The organism is Geobacillus sp. FSL K6-3411 (genome assembly GCF_037965715.1).
GTDB classification, from domain to species: Bacteria; Bacillota; Bacilli; order Bacillales; family Anoxybacillaceae; genus Geobacillus; species Geobacillus thermodenitrificans.
Genome location: NZ_CP150187.1, coordinates 3,571,219 through 3,588,865, shown reverse-complemented (window position 1 = coordinate 3,588,865; position 17,647 = coordinate 3,571,219). Strand labels below are relative to the sequence as shown.

The window sequence follows — 17,647 nt, the reverse complement described above, 5'->3', positions numbered from 1 at the left end:
ATGGAGCTTTGGTTCATCCTGAGCAAACTAATCGTGTGGGTCTACGTGGCTGTCTGTTACGTGTACTCTGATAATACCGCTATTTCTTGGTTTGTCTTTTCTTCTCTTGTCTACTTTTGTATCAATATGGTCATTTACATCGTCAAAAAAGATACAGTGAAAAAGGGCGCGGTGCTGCTATCGATCGGTCTTATACTTACTGCGAGTTTCTATATTTACCCTTTATTTATTTTGCTTTTGCCCATCAATCTATATGAATTCGTTTCTGGCCATATACGTAAAAAATGGATACTGTTTCTCTTGCTTTTGCTTCCAATTTTCTTTGTCCAAGAAGACGTATATCCTATATATGGACTTGTTGCGTCGTTTACTTTTATGGGTGTTACCATGGCAAAACAGTACACGTTTAGAACAGAACAATTGGAAGACCGCCTTGATAAAATGCGGAAAGATATGCAACGATTAACCAAGAGTTTAAACGAATATCATGAATACATAAAGCAGTCAGAATATACGCTGCAATTAGAGGAACGAAACCGGCTGTCTCAAGAAATCCATGATAAAATCGGACATTCCATGACCGGAGCACTCATTCAGATGGAAGCGGCGAAACGCTTAATGGATATGGACAAAGGAAAAGCAAAAGAACTATTGCAAAATGCCATCCATATTTCGAAAGAAGGAATTGAAAATATAAGAATGACGTTAAAACAAATAAAGCCTCCATCCGAACAAATCGGTATGAATCGAGTGAGATTATTCATAGAGGAATTTTCGGCTAAACATCATATTCGAATTCCGCTTGTATGCAAAGGGGATTTGGAGGTCATTTCCCCTATTCAATGGAAAATTATTTATGAGAATATTACCGAGGCGTTGACGAACGCGATGAAATATGCGGAAGCGACTGTCGTTTCCGTTGAGATTCATGTACTTAACACTCTCATTAAAGTGGAAGTGAAAGATAATGGAAAAGGCGCCGAAAAAATAAAAAAAGGCCTTGGAATCATGGGAATGGAAGAACGGGCCGCTTCGGTAAACGGTACTGTAATTGTCGATGGCACAAAAGGCTTTTCTGTGACAACGTTGCTTCCTATTCTTCAATGAATGACTTCATGCAGAAAACATGAAAATTCTCATGTGAAGAAGATGAACTCCTACACTTACAGGGGTTCGTCTTTTTTTCTATAATAAGCAACATAAAGCAGGTAAAGAGGGTGAAAGGATGAACATATTAGAAATCAAAAACGTAACGAAAAAATTTGGCGACTTCATCGCAGTAGATAATATGTCTTTAACGGTGGCGGAAAGGGAAATATTTGGATTCCTCGGGGCAAACGGCGCTGGGAAAAGTACGACAATCAATATGATTTCCGGGCTGCTGCGTCCCAATGCGGGTGAGATCAAGATTCTTGGAAAAGACATTGGCAAACATAGCCATTTTGCGAAAGGAAATATCGGTATCGTTCCCCAAGATATTGCGATTTATGAAGATTTAACGGCATATGAAAATGTGAAATTTTTTGCCGGCTTATACGGACTGCGTGGTTCCCAGCTACATGAGCGGGTAGAAGAAGCATTACAGTTTGTCGGATTAAGCGATAAACAAAAAAGCTATCCGAAAAATTTTTCAGGCGGAATGAAACGCAGATTAAATATCGCTTGCGCGATCGCCCATCGACCGAAGCTGATTATTATGGATGAGCCTACCGTGGGCATTGATCCGCAATCTAGAAATTATATTTTGGCCTCTGTCAAAAAGCTCAACGAAATGGGATGCACGATCATTTATACAAGCCACTATATGGAGGAAGTCGAAGAAATCTGCACGCGAATTGCCATCATTGATCATGGAAAAATCATTGCGGAGGGAACGAAAGAACAGCTTGAAGCGATTATCACGAATACAAAAGACGTTTGGATTGGAGTCAAATCAATGGATAACATGGATATCAACAAACTTAAAGCCATTAGTGGAGTAAAGGCAGTGCAATGCGAAGAAAACATGGTGAAAATCAGCTCGGATATAGGAGTCAATAACCTTAACCGCATTATCCAATGTTTGATGAATGATGGCGTAGAAATACGTTCACTGGAAGAAAAGTCACCAAATTTAGAAACGGTCTTCCTTACCTTAACGGGAAGAAATTTAAGAGATTAGCCTTGTAATACAAAGGAGGTTTGCCCTTGAATATCGTTAATATTGCCATAAAAGAAATAAAAAGAGAGTTTCGCGATGTGAGAACGCTTGTTTTTATGCTTGCATTTCCGATTGTGCTCATGTTAATACTTGGTACGGCTCTTTCCAATGCGTTTGATTCCACCATTTCGGTAGGGGATATTCATGTTTTGTACAAAGACAAAACGGCTGGGGAGTTTTCCAAATATGTTCGTACATTTATAGAAGAAGCAAAGAAATCTGACATTCATTTCAAAAAAGCTTCCTATCATATGGATGGGAGAAGAGAGGTCAAGCAGGGAAATTATGACGGTTACATGGAAATCGATAATCAAGGCGTACAGCTGTATACGAACAATAGCAATTCGGTCAAAGGCAGTATTATTCAAGGAATGGTGGCTGCTTTTGCCGATAAATATAATATGGTTGCGGCTGTGGTGCAAGTAAAGCCCAATCAAGTCCATATGCTGATGAACAACGGCCATCGTGATGATTATATACAAGAAACCCCCCTGCATTCTAAACGACAACCAGGCGCCATGGACTATTATGCCATTACGATGACAACGATGATTGCTCTTTATGGAGCCGTATCGGCCAGTTATTTAATAAGGGGAGAAAGAACACGGAAAACAGCAGATCGGTTACTAGCGGCGCCAATTCATAAAAGTGAAATTTTTATCGGAAAAATACTCGGAAGCATGGTTACCAATTTTCTTTGCGTTGCCATTATCATCGTTTTCAGTAAGTTTGTCTTCAAAGCGTATTGGGGAAACCATCTTGCACTCGTATACCTTGTAGTGTTCACCGAAGTACTATTCGCCGTTAGTTTCGGGCTAGGCATCAGCTACATTGCAAGGACAGAAGGAGCTGCGAAAATGATTGTCATGGTGGTGATACAGTTAGCGTCTTTCTTTGGCGGGGCGTATTTTAAAATAGAAGCTACAAGTACAATAGCAAGGTTGATTACTAATCTTTCTCCGCTCACATGGGCAAACACGGCTATTACGAAAATGATTTATGCCAACGATTTGTCCGCCAGCTTTCCTGCCATGCTCCTAAATGTCGGATTATCAGCATTGTTTTTGCTGATTGCAGGGATGTCGCTCACAAGACGGGAGGGATTATAAGATGCGCGATCTCGTTTGGCTAATAAGGCATACATTAAAAAGGACGTTTAGCAACAAAAGAAATATACTATTATATTTTGGTACTCCATTGATCGGGATTATAATATCTCTACTTGCTTACGGAGGTTCTACAGCGAAGGAGTTGCATGTCGGTATGATAAACCATGATCCTCATTATATTACCAATGATACGATACGTTTTATCAAAAGCATTGAACATATATCGGTTACGAAGGTGAAGAAATCGGAAATAGACGACAAAATCACGTCTGGAAAACTAGACTGTGTGGTTATTTTTCATTCAGGGTTTTCACAAAGCGTTCAAGAAGGACGTCCTAGCCATATTCAAATCGTTTCGATCCGGGGAACAGAAATTACAGGTTTTATCAAATCGTATCTGTATCATTACATCGATAATATTGCTGCCCTCGGCCAAATTGCAAAAGGGGATGAACATACGTTTTTGGAGATGTACAAACGTTATCAGCAAGCTCCGTTCAACATGTCAGTCCATTCGTTACAAGATACATCGAAACACAAATATATGACGTATCAAACGATCGGATATTTGCTCATGATCATGCTTTTATCGGCGGGAAATTTAGCCGAAATCATTATTAAAGAAAAAGAAAATCGAACCTATTTCCGATTATTATCCACTCCTATTAATGCAAAGCAGTATGTATTATCAAATGTCATCGTCAACATGATCGTAATGACGGGGCAGATTATCATTACGCTAATCATGATGGATACAGTATTTCACATCAAAACAAATATTCCTTTTTGGCAAATGACAACGATCCTTATGCTTTTTGCCTTGGTAGCCATTGGAGTAGCGTTAATGACAGTGGCTTTTGCGAGCAGTTCCGCTTCTTCAGGAGCGATGCAAAATTTATTAACGGTTCCTACATGCATGCTTGCTGGATGTTTTTGGCCAGTGGATATTATGCCTGCGTTTGCGCAAAAAATGGCTGATTTTCTTCCGCAGCGGTGGGCGTTAGATACGCTATTGAAATTACAGCAAGGGCATCATTTCGGAAGCTTATATTTAAATATACTGATTCTCTTTGCCTTTGCGCTCGCTTTTTTCTTAATTGCTGTTTACAAATTTGGGAGAAATCATAGTGTGGGCAATTTTTTATAACCAATGTCTCTTTCCCATGGTTAGGCAAATATAGGTGATCATTTTACAAAACATCACTATACCCGTGGTGCTAGATAAAATCAGACAAGCATAAAAATAGCCCTTGCATGAGGATCTCCTTAAAATGAAAGTGCGACCAAACATTTAAAAGGAGAATTCACATGCAAGAGCACTTTCATTTTACAACAGATCGAGCCAAACTTCAAAAACAATATGTATCGATTTTGTGTTTTGTATCAGCTCAACTATCGAGTATCCAGATTCATCTTCAACGTCGAAATCTTCATTTGTTGAAACAGAAGGACGAGGTCATCATCGCCGTCCATGTCCTTGGAAAGTTGTTAGGCTTCACTTCCGAACGGGCTTGGCACCGGTTTGTGATCGGGAATTTGTTTTCCAAGGACTTGTTCCCTGAACGTTCTCGATACAACCGTCGCTGCCGAGCGCTTGGCTTTGCGATCAAGTGGATGCGGCACCAGCTGGCCAAGCGTGGACAACACCATGCGTATGCGGTCGTGGACAGTTTGCCGATCGAGCTGTGTCATTCAGCTCGAATGTATCGCGCCAAACGGTTTCGTGGAATTGCGGATATTGGCTATTGTGCTTCCAAAAGGATCACTTTCTATGGGTTGAAACTTCACCTGCAGGTCACCGACCAAGGGCTTCCGATGGGATATGTTGTCACCGAAGCGTCTTGTCACGACCGGGTGGCCGCTGAAACCGTCATGACGCAAATTCCACATCCATATAACCTAGGTGACAAAGGGTACATCAGCCAAAAACTGCAAAAGAAGCTGTACGAAGAGCATCGAGTCGCTTTTTGGACGCCCGTTCGAAAAAATCAGCGAATTCTCCAATCCGACGCATGGAAACAGTGGATGAAACGAAAACGCAAAGTGATTGAAACCGTGTTTTCGATTTTAGTCGATTCGTATCGGATCACCGAGATTCGAGCGAACTCGGTTTCTGGATTTGAAACGGCACTGGATGGTATTTTACTGGCTTACTCCCTTGTTGTTCTTGGGCTAGTTGAGCGTTAAGACTCAACTAGCACCACGGGTAACTTGGTTTATTTTCTTGTGCTTCTCTCGCTCTAGTATTTTCAGATAATCATAATCGCTTTGTATTCTAATTCCTAGAAAATGATTTTTTCAAGTCTCATCATTGTTTTTCCTCTGTCTCTTCCGTTATTTTTATTCCTTTTCAGCTTCCAGCTTCTCCACAATCATAAACAGTTCCTGCTTCAGCTGCCGATTCAGCACTACGGGGACATGGATCATGGTATTTTGCCCCATGATGAACGAAAAAGGTTCGTTTTCGTCGATCAATCGTGCTAACGAACGAAGACCAGCGGCTTTGAAGCGACCTTCTAATGGAAATCCAGCAATGCTACGCATATAAAACGTATTGTCGTCAAAATACCCGTCAATGACTTGTAATCGCTTCGTCATAAACAGATCTTCTCCCTTCAGGAATAAATTTATTTGGGTTAGAACTTTGGCAACGCCTCCACGGCATCCGCCAAATCACTATAGCTGTCTTTTAAGTATCGGGATGTCGTGGCGATATTACTGTGACCAGCAAGCCTCCGCACTTTCTCGATATCGTTGTTCGTCGCCTTTAACATCCACTTACAAAACGTATGCCGAAACATATGGGGCGTCAGTTTTTTATTTGGCAGGCTGTAGCTTTCGATCATTCGCTGGATGCCCCTTACCGAAAACTTCGGAGAACGTTGGCTGTAAAAGACGTATGGCGATTCGGCCACATGCGGTTTCTTTTTCGCCATTTCCGCGCGAAACTTAAGCCAATCCTCGAGTTCTGCCAGCAAGATATTCGAGATCGGTACCGTCCGAACCTTCATCCCCTTTCCCACGATCCGAATTCGTTTCATCTCTAAATCTAAGTCCGTTAATTTTAAATTGGATAACTCCTCTACTCGCAATCCTGCATAGGTAAGCAGGTACACCACTGCACGGTCCCGGCGATATTTCTCTTCAGGATCGACTCCCCGGCTTTGCACCGGTTTTTTCCGCATCCGATGCAATAAGTCCTCGAATTCTTCTTCTGTGAGCCACATGATTTTTTCGTTATCTTCATCGGCTGATTTTAAATCCTGGATGTCTTTCATTGGGTTCTGCTCAAGCTTATGATGTTTGACCGCCCACGCATAGAAGCTTCGCAGCGAATTCAGACGGCGATTGATCGTGGAGATAGCCAACGGTTTCCCTTCTACCGGATTCAACATTTGCTGAATCCATTTGCGAATGTCGGCCGACGTAACGTAATCGCCTGGACGAAGATGCAAGTCTTTCAAAAACTGATTCACGTCATTGAGATAGGAGATCACGGTGTTAGGAGAAAACCCCTTCTCTTGCAAATACGTTTCATATTCGTGTAGCATCTTTTTCATCCTTTCACTTATACGACGAGTTTAAAAGGGTTCGAAGAGCAAAAAATCGATTGAAAAAATAACATTATATGACGAGTATATCATAAAAAAGAATAGATTGTTAGACATATAACGTAGATTATATGACTAGTTTAATCATATAAAAAAGACGAGAAAAAATCTCGTCTCGTTTTGTTGGGTATTGTTGAATGCAACATATTTTGTCAACCCTCTACAAATGAGAAAAACCCCTTGTATATCAAGGGGGATGGTTACTTGTTGTTGATTTATAAGTTTTTTCAGAAAAGATCATATTTACATATTTGTGTCGCTGAACATTTCTCTGGTAATACAACGGACTGTAGATTTGTTTGCAATATTAAATATGAAATATGCTAAAAAAAGTAATGATATTGACCAAAACAATCCTTTATATATAAATTGAAATAAAGGTTTTCTCCCGTTCCACGGCGAATAAATACAAAGAGAAAATAGGGGAACGGAGAGAAAATATGATGCCAAATCACAAAGACGAGATCGAAAAGTTGTCCACTGCCATGAAAGAAGCAAAAAGTAAACGAGCATATGAACGCTACCAAGCGATTTATCTTCATTTGCAGGGATATACCAAAGGAGAAATCGCAACGATTATTGGTCGATCCAAGAAAACTATTTATAACTATATTCATGCCTACGCCCAGCGCGGTCTGGTACCGTCAAGAATTTTGTGTAATGTAAGATAGATAGGGTATCTCTGAAATGGATTTGGAATGGATAGGGAACCGGTTTCCTTCACACAAGAGACTGAATATTCAGTCTCTTGTGTGGAAAGGGAAAATCCCCTTATTTTGTTTATTTACAATATTTGGTTAACAATAACGTTCTTCAAACATTCGTTGAAGGGCTTCTTGCGCTTCGGCAAATCCTCGCAACTTTCGCCCTGCCCATTTCTCGTTAAAGTCCTGTATCGTCAAATATACGACTTTTTCAGCGGCTTCTAAACTGCTCAAACTGTTCATCGGTTTTAGGCGTTTCCGAATCTCCTTGATCGTTCGTTCGATGGCATTGGTCGTATAAATCACACTTCGAATACTGCTTGGATAGTCCATAAAGGTGAGAAGGACATCCAACTCATTTGCCCAAGATTGGACTTCCCTTGGGTATTTGTGAGACCATTTGGATTGAAACTGTTGAAACATCTCCAATGCGATTTCTTTATTCGGAGAACGATAAATGAGTTTCAGGTCCTCCGCCATTTCGAATTGATCTTTTTTCCGAACACGGCTGAGGGTGTTGCGGACTTTGTGCACGACACAGCGCTGCACATCGGCTTTCGGATACACCGCCTTAAAGGCTTCCTCCAACCCCGGAAGGCCATCGAAGACGCCAAGAAGCACTTCCTTGACGCCTCTTTTGTAGAGCTGTTGGAGAATCTCCTGCCATACATAGGCGCTTTCTTGTCCTCCTACGAAGAAATCAAGAATTTCACGATACCCTTCTTCGTTCACCCCCAATACCACATAAATAACTTCTTTCTCTACCGTATCCCGGCGAAGTTTCACGTACAAGCCGTCCAAATATAAGACCGAATAACGCTGGTGTAGTGGACGAGCGTGCCATTTCTCGATGTCTTCCTTCACGACATCGGTAATCCGGCTGATCGTCGCAGGAGAATAGGTGCTTCCTAGAATTCGTTCGATAAACTTGCCAATTTCACGCGTGCTCATGCCACTTTGGTACATCCTAATGATTGCTTCCTCCAGCCAGCCCGTGTGCCGTTGGTAAGGGGCAAACAACTGTGTTTGAAATTCCCCGTTTCGGTCTCTTGGAACCAAAAGACCCTCAATCCGGCCATATTGTGTATCTAGATTTCGCTGATAGTAGCCGTTTCTCATATTCGGCGTTCCAGCCTGTTCGATTTCGAGGAAATTTTTGATTTCTTCCCGCATAATCAGTTCTAATTTTTCTTTTACAAACTGACGAATGGCATTTTCCAGTTGATTTGCCCAGTCGACATTCGGTATACTTCTTTTAGACATAGGTAGGGTACTCCTTTCTCTGGAATGTGTTGTGGTCCAAATCAGAGAATACCCTACCTTTTTTCTTTTGTTCTAGCAAAATGCTTTACACAAAATTTTATACATCATCGGGGTAATGAACTTGTCAACGATAAATAATCAATCAAATGAACAAAGGTCGATAAATTTGGGAAAAGAGTTCAGTTTGGCTTTAATTATGTTTCATCAAACGGTAGCAGAAAGAGTGGGGTTGAATTTAACAGATTATAAAGTATTGGGAATCATCCCATTTGAAGGATTGACCGCTGGGGAAATAGCATCAATAACAGGCTTGTCAACGGGCATGGTGACAACAGTTGTGGACAGGCTTGAAAAGAAGAATTTTGTATATAGGGATAGAGATCCAGACGATAGGCGAAAGGTGATTATTAAAGCAAATTTTGAAAAAATAGGCTCTGAATTAGGGCCATATTTCCAATCATTTGGACAGGAAATAGGGAAGGTTGTATCTAAGTATAGTCCAGCAGAAATGGAAGTAATAAATGATTATATTAGGAAAACTACTGAAGTATTTAAGCGGGAAACGAAGAAAATAAAACAAAAATAATGTTCTGTGCATTTTTGTGAACTGTACCATAATTATTCGTAAAGCTGGATATAGAGGTGAGATCCACTTTCGACCTCCGTGTGGAAAAAACAAGTAGATGTGCTTTGTTATTTGTATACACATAAATAGAGACACCATTACTTGGGATATTAAACAGATACTTACTATCGTTGCCAAAAATGATGTGTTTCCGCTGCTCGCTCTACCTATCAGTTATTTTTCTCCCTTGAGTCTTGACCTTCTCGACAATGGCGACGAGGTAGTTGTTGATGTCTGTTTCCCATCATTCACAACATTGGGCGGGAGAAAACGAAAAGGGAGTTGCTTCGCTACGCAACTCCCCCGCATTGGGCCGATATTTTATTTTTGCCGCTTTCTTTCGAACGGAGCAATAAGTGATCCGCATAGACGTATGCCTTTTCGAGTGATGTCGTTCCTCCTGTCTGGAAAAAGTAGAGACCGAATGATGATGTGTAAGCAATTGGACGTTTGGCCGTTCCGTCATCGACCAACACCGTGCTGTGGCGTACAGTTTCCCGCATCTTTTCGACAAGCTGAACACTTTCTTCAAATGTGCGATGGCGCAAAAACATGGTAAACTCTTCCCCACCGCTGCGGAACAAAAAATCGTCCTCTTTAAGAAACTGTTTCAATGTCAAGGCAAAGTGGCGAATGACTTCATCGCCGACGGCGTGGTTGTACGTGTCATTAATCGCTTTAAAATTGTCGATATCAGCAACGACAACGCCAATCCATTCCCCTGTTCCATTTAACTTGGCAATCGTCTGGTCCATGTAGGCTCGGTTATGAACACCGGTCAGAAAATCGGTATATGCCATTCTTTCAAACTGATCGCGTTCTAGTTTATGCTGGATGCTTTGCGATTTGGAAAAGAATGAGCAGCTGACGAAGTAATTGAGCAAAAACAAACTCAAGAGCATATCCCAGCGCTGTTCTTGCAAAAAGAGAAATAACAGGCCATTTGTCAGTACGGTTTTTCCTATATCCATCCAGCTTCTTGTCTTAATAAAATCCAGTGCTTCACGCTTTGTGCGAATGTCGCCGGTTATGTAAAAGATTACGATGAGACAGCAATCAGTCAAAAAGGAAACGATGATGACGAGTAGAAACATAAGCAGCCAAAAGCCGATGAACGGAACAGACTGAAACCACGGATGAAGGAGATTATATAAGGCAAACGCCAGTGAATTGAATGTTACAAAAGAACCGATATTGTACAATGTATGCAGCCATTCATCCGGCTCCGCTGTTTTCAAATATTTTTTTGTCACATGTTCAGTGAGACGAAATAATGTTTCAAAAATAAACAGTCCGAGCGGGCCGGCAAATAAGGCGAACGATAAGCTGTAGTTAATGCCGTAATCAACCGGGATATTGTTTTTCGTTTTGTCGACGACGCGCAAGTGAGAATATAAGCTAGAAAACAGCCAGTAAAATAGCAGGGCGATGACATACGTACGATCGAAGGAAATCGGCTTTGACACAAAGGCAACGGCGATTGAAACGAAAAAAACAGCAAAAATAATCGGTCGTGCTCGGAGTAACATCTCAGCCCTCTCCTATGATCTGACCTCTGACGACTTTGGCGTTGGCGAAGCCATGCTAAAAAAGGAGGGCCACCTATATGCCAGTGGCCTTAAACAAAAATATACGTCATTAAAAAACGGTGAATAGCCCATTTAGAAGCTGGTGTTTTTACGGCACTAGTATATTCACGATTAGAACCAACGGCCATCTCGTTAAATCTATTATAGTATTATATATCCAATTCTGAAAATAGAAAAAATTCCATTTATTTTCACCTTTTTTCCACAAAATTTGACATCTATTGAATCATATATACCTGAAGCCGCTATTCGTTCCTTGAAAAACGGTATAGCTGGATATCGGTTTTTTCGTATATAATATGGGCAATGAAAGGGACAGGGTTAGACATCGATGTTTTCCGTCTGTAAAGAAAGCGCGATGTGAGCGTTTCTAGGGACGGTCTTTCACTATTTGCCGTGCAAGAGCATTTCCCAAAAGGGTAGTGAAAAACGGTCAGATAGAGAAAAAATGATTGAACGTTGTGCCATGCGAGCCACCGACCAGTTTCATAGTCGGTTGTTTCAAGCTGTTGTTTTGGCGTGTTTCGCTTTGTTTCATCATTTGGAGGAGGAAAAAAGATGAAAATTGTTATTGCCCCAGATTCGTTTAAAGAGAGCCTTTCAGCACTTGAAGTCGCTGAGGCGGTCGAACGCGGGTTTCGGATGGTGTTTCCAGAAGCTGAATACGTGAAGGTGCCGATGGCTGATGGTGGAGAAGGAACTGTGCAGTCACTCGTTGACGCGACCGGCGGCCGCATCGTGGAAGTCGAAGTGACCGGCCCGCTCGGTGAGCCGGTTTTGGCGTTTTTCGGCTTGCTGGGCGACGGGAAGACAGCAGTGATTGAGATGGCGGCCGCCTCAGGATTGCATCTTGTCCCGCGCGACCGGCGCAATCCGTTAGTGACGACGACGCGAGGGACAGGGGAACTGATCCGCGCCGCGCTTGACGCTGGCGCTAACCATCTTATCATCGGCCTCGGCGGCAGCGCGACAAACGACGGCGGCGCCGGCATGGTGCAGGCGCTTGGCGGGCGGCTTTTAGATCGCGACGGACGCGACATTGGGCCAGGCGGCGGGGCGCTCGCCGATTTGCAGGCGATTGACCTTTCCGAGCTCGATCCACGCCTCAAGAGTGTCCGTATTGATGTGGCTTGCGACGTTGATAACCCGTTGACTGGCGCAAAAGGGGCATCTGCCATTTTCGGGCCGCAAAAAGGGGCGACACCGGACATGGTGGCAATCCTCGACCGAAACTTAGCCCATTACGCCGACATGATCAGACGCGAACTTGGCAAACAAGTGGGCGACATCCCAGGCGCTGGCGCGGCCGGCGGCTTAGGTGCAGGGTTGCTCGCATTTCTTCCGGCTGAATTAAAGCGTGGCGTCGATATTGTGATCGAAACGGTCCAGCTCGCGGAGCGCGTCAAAGGGGCGGATCTCGTCATCACCGGCGAAGGGCGAATTGATGGACAGACGGTATTTGGCAAAACGCCGATTGGCGTCGCCAAGACAGCGAAGCGGTTCGGCGTCCCGGTCATCGGCATCGCCGGCTCACTAGGCGACGACAGCACAGCTGTGTTGGACCATGGTATTGACGCGCTATTTACGATTGTCCCAGGTGTCGTGCCGCTTGAGCAAGCGCTTGAGCAAGCAGAACGTTATGTGACGCAAACCGCGCGACATATTGCCTCTGTGTATCGCCTTGGACAAATAGGAAAAACATCTTCTCTTTGATGTTTTGGGAGAGTCACTTTTTAGCGAAATCGTGCTCTCAGAAGAAGGAGCACTCTAAAATAGAGGGATATATCCAAAAATCCCCTTTCCCTAAGGATATTGCATGACGTACGTATATAGAAAAAAGGTGTCCCGTTATTGTTTGGGACACCTCTCTTGTTTATTTGCTTGTCCGTGGCCAAGAGGCAATGGCTTCAAGTGTGCCACGAATCGCAAACCGGCCGAATTGGTGCGGCAAAATAAAATGGTCACCTTGGCGGATCGGGTATGTACGCTCGCCGTGAACAAGCTCGCCCTCTCCTTGAAGGATGCTGACGATGAGAAATGGCTTCGTCTGCTCCCACTCGGCTTCTCCATGGACATGCCATTTTTGGACGCCAAAGTAGTCGCCCTCCACAAAGGTCGTCACGGTTGCACCAGGTATGTTGGCGACATGGGGCTGGACATCGGTGTCGCGATGCGGGACAGTGGTGACGTCAATGGCTTTCTCTAAGTGGAGCTCACGCTTCCGGCCTTGGCTGTCGACGCGGTCGTAATCGTAGACGCGATAAGTCGTGTCAGAGCTTTGCTGCGTCTCGAGGACAAGCGTCCCCTCACAGAGGGCGTGAATCGTGCCGCTCGGGACATAGAAGAAGTCGCCGGGATGGATTGGCACTTTTCGCAGCAAACGATCCCATTCTCCCGCCTCCATCATGGCGCGCAGCTCTTCCTTCGTTTGGGCATAATGGCCGTAAATTAACTGGGCGCCCGGCTTGCAGTCAATAATGTACCAACATTCTGTCTTACCGAGCTCCCCGCCTTCGTTTGTTTTTGCATAGTCGTCATCCGGATGGACTTGGACGGACAAATCGGCGTTGGCGTCTAAAATTTTCGTCAGCAACGGAAAGCGATCGGATGGAAAATTGCCGAACAAGTCGCGGCGCTCCTCCCATAGCTGTCCAAGCGTCATCCCTTGAAACGGCCCGCGGGCGACAACCGTCTGTCCGTGCGGATGGGCCGATACAGCCCAACATTCCCCTGTTTGCGATGACGGGATATCGTAGCCGAACCGTTCGGCGAGCTTCGTGCCGCCCCAAATGCGCTCTTGGAAGACAGGAGTGAGAAAAATCGGTTCTTGATGCATATCGTTCCCCCCCCAAAAACAGTAAAAATTACGGTGATCCTGTCTTCATCTTACCATGAAATACACCGTCGGCAAACGAAAATGATGAGGGGGAACGAACATACGATCCCCCTCATCAAGAAAAAAGAACATTTCGCTCCCATGTATAGATACACAGGAAGTAGCACATCAAGACGATTCATCGAGTTCAATACGTGTCAACGGCTGCTTCGCCGGGCCTTCGACGACGTCACCATCGATCGAAAAGCGCGAGCCATGGCAAGGACAGTCCCACGTCCGGTCGCCGCTGTTCCATTCAAGTTCACAGCCCATATGGGTGCACGTCGTGTCGACGACATGAAGTGTCCCGTTCTCGTCTTTGTAGGCGCCGGCTCGTTTCCCATTGACCGAGACGACCGCTCCCTCCCCGCGCGCCAAGTCTTGCGGCCGGCGGATGGCCGGCTCGATTTTGCCAGCCAATAAATGTTTGGCGACATCAAGGTTTGTTGTGAAAAACTGCTTCACACTCGGGTCAGCGTAAAAACGCGACGGGGAGTACAAGTCGCGATATTGATTGTCGCGGCCGAGAATGAGGTCAGACAGCAACATCCCTGCGGTAGTCCCGTTTGTCATCCCCCATTTCCGGTATCCTGTCGCGACATAAATGTTTGGCGCATCGGCTGTCATTGGTCCAATATATGGCATTTTATCAAGCGTCGTCAAGTCTTGGGCCGACCAGCGGTAACGGATGTCTTTCACCGTAAACAGCTGCGAGGCAAACGAGGAAAGCGCCTCATAATGTCGCATCGTCGGTACCCCTTGGCCGGTTTTATGGTTTTCCCCGCCGATGAGAATAAGTGTCTCACCGTTCGCCGCGGCGGAACGGACCGAGCGCTTCGGGTTATCGGCGTTTAAATACATACCGCCAGGATAAGGTTCAGTAATCGTCACTCCTAACACGTATGACCGCTCAGCATACATGCGGGAAAAGTAAAACCCGCCGTCATAAAACGGAAAGTGGGAACAGACGGCGACATGGTCACATTCCACTCGCTTTTTGTCGCGCGTCACGACGGACAGCCGCTTCCCTTGCTCGATGTCGGCGACCGGCGTGTATTCGTAAATCGCGACTCCTGCCTTTGTCATGGCATCGACAAGTTTGACTAAATATTTGAGCGGGTGAAACTGGGCTTGTCGCTTCATCACAACCGCCGCTTTCACCGGCAGCGGGAGCGGGATGGACTCAACGAAAGCGCCGTCGATACCGAGCCGCTCATATGCCTCCCACTCTTTCACTAACTTTTGAAATGAAGAGGAAGATGTCGTATAAATGTAGGCGTCTTGTTCGCAAAAGTCGCAGTCGATCTCATGCTGTTCAACCGTGCGGCGAATGAAGCCAAGCGCATCCATGCAGGCGTCATAATAAAGACGCGCTTTCTCCTTGCCGAAATGGTTGAGAAACTCATCGTATACTAGATCATGCTGGGCGGTAATTTTCGCCGTCGTGTGGCCCGTCGTCCCGTTGAGCAGCCGATCGGCTTCAAGAAGGGCAACACGTGCTCCTTGCGTCGCCAGCAAATAAGCGGTTGTAATGCCAGAAATGCCGCCACCGACGACCACGACATCGACGGAAATGTCTCCATCAAGCTTCGGAAAAGACGGAAGTGAGACAGAATCGCGCCAGTACGGTTCAACGATAGAAGGAAGGGATGACATACGTAGGCCTCCTTGCATGCCAATATTGTTTTCTGTAGTTTGCTCTTTGCCATGGCCTGTTATTCCACATATCCACAACCGCTTTCTTTTTTTGGCAATCGTCCGCAAGGAGAATGAAAGATGATACAATAGAAATGGAGAAACAAGACTGTTTTGCAAAAATAATGTTAAAGGAAGATTGGGAATGAATAAATATACAAATTCGTTCCATGAACGCGCCAATACGATGGCGGATAGTTTGATTTTGGAGCATTACAGCTTAAGCGAGCTCAACTTTGAAACGGTCAGCCATTACCGGGAGCGGTTTGCCCGCGTCAAGCCGGGCCATCCGTGGAACGGGCTTGAGACAAAAGAATTTTTATACAAAATTGGTGCATGGGGTAAGCTGCGCGACAGCAGCAAAGAAGGGCTGACACTCGCTGGCCTGTTGATGTTCAGCGAGGAGCGGATCATTACCGAGGTGCTGCCGCAATACTTTTTAGAGTACCGAGAGTATGCCGATGCGAAGGAAACGGGTTGGACGAAGCGGTTCACTTCGCAGGACGGGACATGGTCCGGCAATGTGTACGATTTTTATTTCCGCGTGCTTGCTGAGCTGGAGCGTCACGTTTGGTCGGATGAAGGGCGCAGTATTCTCGGTGAGGCATTAGTAAATGCGCTCGTCCATGCCGATTATGGGGAAGAAGGAGGCATTACTGTCGAAAAAGAAGACGGGGCATTTCGCTTTGCTAATCCCGGTCGATTCCGCATCCCAGTTGAGGCTGCGTTGGCCGGACAAATGAGCAATTTGCGCAATCCGAACGTCTTTAAAATGTTTTTATTGATTGACGTATGCAAGCGGGCAGGATCCGGTCTAAAACGAATGCATGATATGCAAGAACGGGTGCTTGTCCAACCGGTCGATATCTCGCAACAAACGAATCCTAATCGTACGATCGTTACGTTATGCCCATTGTTATTTCCAGCCGAGGCGGGCGCAACGATTGAAACAGAAACAGACGAACCATTGCAACAGACTGAACAAGAATGGACGGAACAAGATGATCGATGGATTGAGGAGAGCTTCGTAAATAACGAACCCAACTCCATAAATACCAGCTCAAACTCCATAAATAACGAGCTAAACTCCATGAATAATGTCTCAAACTCCTTAAACAACGGTGGCGACTCCGTAAAAAACATCGGAAACTCCGTAAATAAACTGCCGAAGTCCATAAATAACGAACCCAACTCCGTAACTAACCCACCGAACTCCGATAGTAACGAAGCGAATGTTCATGATACGGATGGAGGAGAGGAAGAGGGAAAGATCGATGAACGATTATGGAAGATGGCGGAATTGGCGCGTCAAAAAAAACGGTTGGCTCCGGCGGTGATGGAAGAGATGATCGTCCGCTTGTGCTGCGAACGGCCGCTGCGGCTGAAGGAGCTGGCGGCGCTGCTTGAACGAACACCGGACGGGTTGCGCAACAACTATTTAGGAAAACTATTAGAAGAAGGAAAAATTCGTCTGAAATATCCTGACCAACCGAACCATCCTCGCCAAGCCTATATTGGGACGGGTAAATAATCATGTTGGTGACCAATGCGCGGCAATAAAAGGAAAAGGGTACCTTAGCGTGATATGATCCCCTTATAGTAGACAGAAAAAGAAAGCCCGCGAATCTGTTTACTATGGAGGGGATTTTTCTATGGGAAACATATGATTTAGCGTTTAAAAAGAAAGTCGTGGATTTCTATTTCAACAAGGGCATGGGCTACAAAATCATCGCTAAGGAGTTGGGAGTCGCTCATTCCACGGTGCGTCGATGGATGAATGGGAAGGAATCTAAGGGGTAAAGGAAAAGCGAAGAGACCCACAACAAGGGAAGGAAAATACCTTGAAGATCCTGAAACGAGGCGTCTTGAAGCGGAAGTAGAGATGTAAAAAAACTCTTAGAGGAGTGAAAGGAGGGCCGGAAGTCGTACCTGCTCACAAGAAATTCGCTATCATTCATGAAATGGACGGACGTCAT

General features: G+C 44.9%; 14 protein-coding genes and 1 pseudogene. 9 read left to right on the top strand and 6 right to left on the bottom strand.

Annotation, left to right across the window (positions count from 1 at the left end):
- The 5 genes from NSQ22_RS18275 to NSQ22_RS18255 all read left to right on the top strand — a co-directional run bounded on the left by NSQ22_RS18275 (position 1) and on the right by NSQ22_RS18255 (position 5,496).
- Entirely contained in the window at positions 1-1,107 is a 1,107-nt protein-coding gene (locus tag NSQ22_RS18275) for a sensor histidine kinase (protein ID WP_087960357.1), read from the top strand.
- Positions 1,108-1,225: 118 nt separating this feature from the next.
- Positions 1,226-2,161, top strand: coding sequence for an ABC transporter ATP-binding protein (locus NSQ22_RS18270; protein ID WP_087960356.1), 936 nt, complete (start codon positions 1,226-1,228; stop codon positions 2,159-2,161).
- A gap of 26 nt (positions 2,162-2,187) precedes the next feature.
- Complete coding sequence (locus NSQ22_RS18265) at positions 2,188-3,309, top strand: ABC transporter permease (protein WP_081157636.1); 1,122 nt, start codon at positions 2,188-2,190, stop codon at positions 3,307-3,309.
- Position 3,310: 1 nt separating this feature from the next.
- A complete protein-coding gene (locus NSQ22_RS18260; protein WP_081157635.1) occupies positions 3,311-4,456 on the top strand; it encodes an ABC transporter permease in 1,146 nt (381 codons plus the stop codon).
- A gap of 161 nt (positions 4,457-4,617) precedes the next feature.
- Positions 4,618-5,496: an IS982-like element ISGth1 family transposase gene (locus NSQ22_RS18255; RefSeq protein WP_087960355.1), complete on the top strand. Its 879-nt coding sequence runs from the start codon at positions 4,618-4,620 to the stop codon at positions 5,494-5,496.
- A gap of 153 nt (positions 5,497-5,649) precedes the next feature.
- Here NSQ22_RS18255 and NSQ22_RS18250 read toward each other — a convergent pair whose 3' ends face one another.
- Entirely contained in the window at positions 5,650-5,907 is a 258-nt protein-coding gene (locus tag NSQ22_RS18250) for a hypothetical protein (RefSeq protein ID WP_081157675.1), read from the bottom strand.
- 38 nt (positions 5,908-5,945) lie between these two features.
- Complete coding sequence (locus NSQ22_RS18245) at positions 5,946-6,860, bottom strand: tyrosine-type recombinase/integrase (RefSeq protein WP_081157674.1); 915 nt, start codon at positions 6,858-6,860, stop codon at positions 5,946-5,948.
- A 500-nt stretch (positions 6,861-7,360) separates the two neighbouring features.
- Between NSQ22_RS18245 and NSQ22_RS18240 the strand changes: the two are divergent.
- Positions 7,361-7,558: pseudogene (locus NSQ22_RS18240) on the top strand (helix-turn-helix domain-containing protein); the annotation flags it as partial.
- 159 nt (positions 7,559-7,717) lie between these two features.
- Here NSQ22_RS18240 and NSQ22_RS18235 read toward each other — a convergent pair.
- Positions 7,718-8,887: an IS256 family transposase gene (locus NSQ22_RS18235; protein ID WP_008880572.1), complete on the bottom strand. Its 1,170-nt coding sequence runs from the start codon at positions 8,885-8,887 to the stop codon at positions 7,718-7,720.
- Positions 8,888-9,008: 121 nt separating this feature from the next.
- Between NSQ22_RS18235 and NSQ22_RS18230 the strand changes: the two genes are divergently transcribed.
- A complete protein-coding gene (locus NSQ22_RS18230) occupies positions 9,009-9,473 on the top strand; it encodes a MarR family transcriptional regulator (RefSeq protein WP_230459188.1) in 465 nt (154 codons plus the stop codon).
- 329 nt (positions 9,474-9,802) lie between these two features.
- On the opposite strand, the gene NSQ22_RS18225 is transcribed toward NSQ22_RS18230, so the two are convergent.
- Complete coding sequence (locus tag NSQ22_RS18225; RefSeq protein WP_008880792.1) at positions 9,803-11,041, bottom strand: GGDEF domain-containing protein; 1,239 nt, start codon at positions 11,039-11,041, stop codon at positions 9,803-9,805.
- A gap of 618 nt (positions 11,042-11,659) precedes the next feature.
- On the opposite strand from NSQ22_RS18225, the gene NSQ22_RS18220 reads away from it, so the two are divergent.
- A complete protein-coding gene (locus NSQ22_RS18220) occupies positions 11,660-12,814 on the top strand; it encodes a glycerate kinase (protein ID WP_008880791.1) in 1,155 nt (384 codons plus the stop codon).
- Positions 12,815-12,974: 160 nt separating this feature from the next.
- Here the strand turns inward: NSQ22_RS18220 and manA are convergent, their stop codons facing one another.
- Together manA and NSQ22_RS18210 are read right to left on the bottom strand one after the other, a co-directional pair.
- Positions 12,975-13,937: a mannose-6-phosphate isomerase, class I gene (manA, locus tag NSQ22_RS18215; protein WP_011888441.1), complete on the bottom strand. Its 963-nt coding sequence runs from the start codon at positions 13,935-13,937 to the stop codon at positions 12,975-12,977.
- 168 nt (positions 13,938-14,105) lie between these two features.
- On the bottom strand, positions 14,106-15,632 hold the full coding sequence (locus NSQ22_RS18210) for an FAD-dependent oxidoreductase (protein WP_081157507.1): 1,527 nt from the start codon (positions 15,630-15,632) through the stop codon (positions 14,106-14,108).
- A 184-nt stretch (positions 15,633-15,816) separates the two neighbouring features.
- Here NSQ22_RS18210 and NSQ22_RS18205 point away from each other — a divergent pair, with 184 nt between their 5' ends.
- Positions 15,817-17,202 (top strand): transcriptional regulator, encoded by a 1,386-nt coding sequence (locus NSQ22_RS18205; protein WP_008880788.1) that lies wholly within the window; start codon positions 15,817-15,819, stop codon positions 17,200-17,202.
- The last annotated feature ends 445 nt before the right edge of the window (positions 17,203-17,647 follow it).

Excerpts from the sequence above, each read along its gene's own strand:
- NSQ22_RS18275 (WP_087960357.1), top strand. The coding sequence starts at position 1 with ATGGAGCTTTGGTTCATCCTGAGCAAACTAATCGTGTGGGTCTACGTG.
- NSQ22_RS18270 (WP_087960356.1), top strand. The coding sequence starts at position 1,226 with ATGAACATATTAGAAATCAAAAACGTAACGAAAAAATTTGGCGACTTC.
- NSQ22_RS18260 (WP_081157635.1), top strand. The coding sequence starts at position 3,311 with ATGCGCGATCTCGTTTGGCTAATAAGGCATACATTAAAAAGGACGTTT.
- NSQ22_RS18255 (WP_087960355.1), top strand. The coding sequence starts at position 4,618 with ATGCAAGAGCACTTTCATTTTACAACAGATCGAGCCAAACTTCAAAAA.
- NSQ22_RS18250 (WP_081157675.1), bottom strand. The coding sequence starts at position 5,907 with ATGACGAAGCGATTACAAGTCATTGACGGGTATTTTGACGACAATACG.
- NSQ22_RS18245 (WP_081157674.1), bottom strand. The coding sequence starts at position 6,860 with ATGCTACACGAATATGAAACGTATTTGCAAGAGAAGGGGTTTTCTCCT.
- NSQ22_RS18235 (WP_008880572.1), bottom strand. The coding sequence starts at position 8,887 with ATGTCTAAAAGAAGTATACCGAATGTCGACTGGGCAAATCAACTGGAA.
- NSQ22_RS18225 (WP_008880792.1), bottom strand. The coding sequence starts at position 11,041 with ATGTTACTCCGAGCACGACCGATTATTTTTGCTGTTTTTTTCGTTTCA.
- NSQ22_RS18220 (WP_008880791.1), top strand. The coding sequence starts at position 11,660 with ATGAAAATTGTTATTGCCCCAGATTCGTTTAAAGAGAGCCTTTCAGCA.
- manA (WP_011888441.1), bottom strand. The coding sequence starts at position 13,937 with ATGCATCAAGAACCGATTTTTCTCACTCCTGTCTTCCAAGAGCGCATT.
- NSQ22_RS18210 (WP_081157507.1), bottom strand. The coding sequence starts at position 15,632 with ATGTCATCCCTTCCTTCTATCGTTGAACCGTACTGGCGCGATTCTGTC.
- NSQ22_RS18205 (WP_008880788.1), top strand. The coding sequence starts at position 15,817 with ATGAATAAATATACAAATTCGTTCCATGAACGCGCCAATACGATGGCG.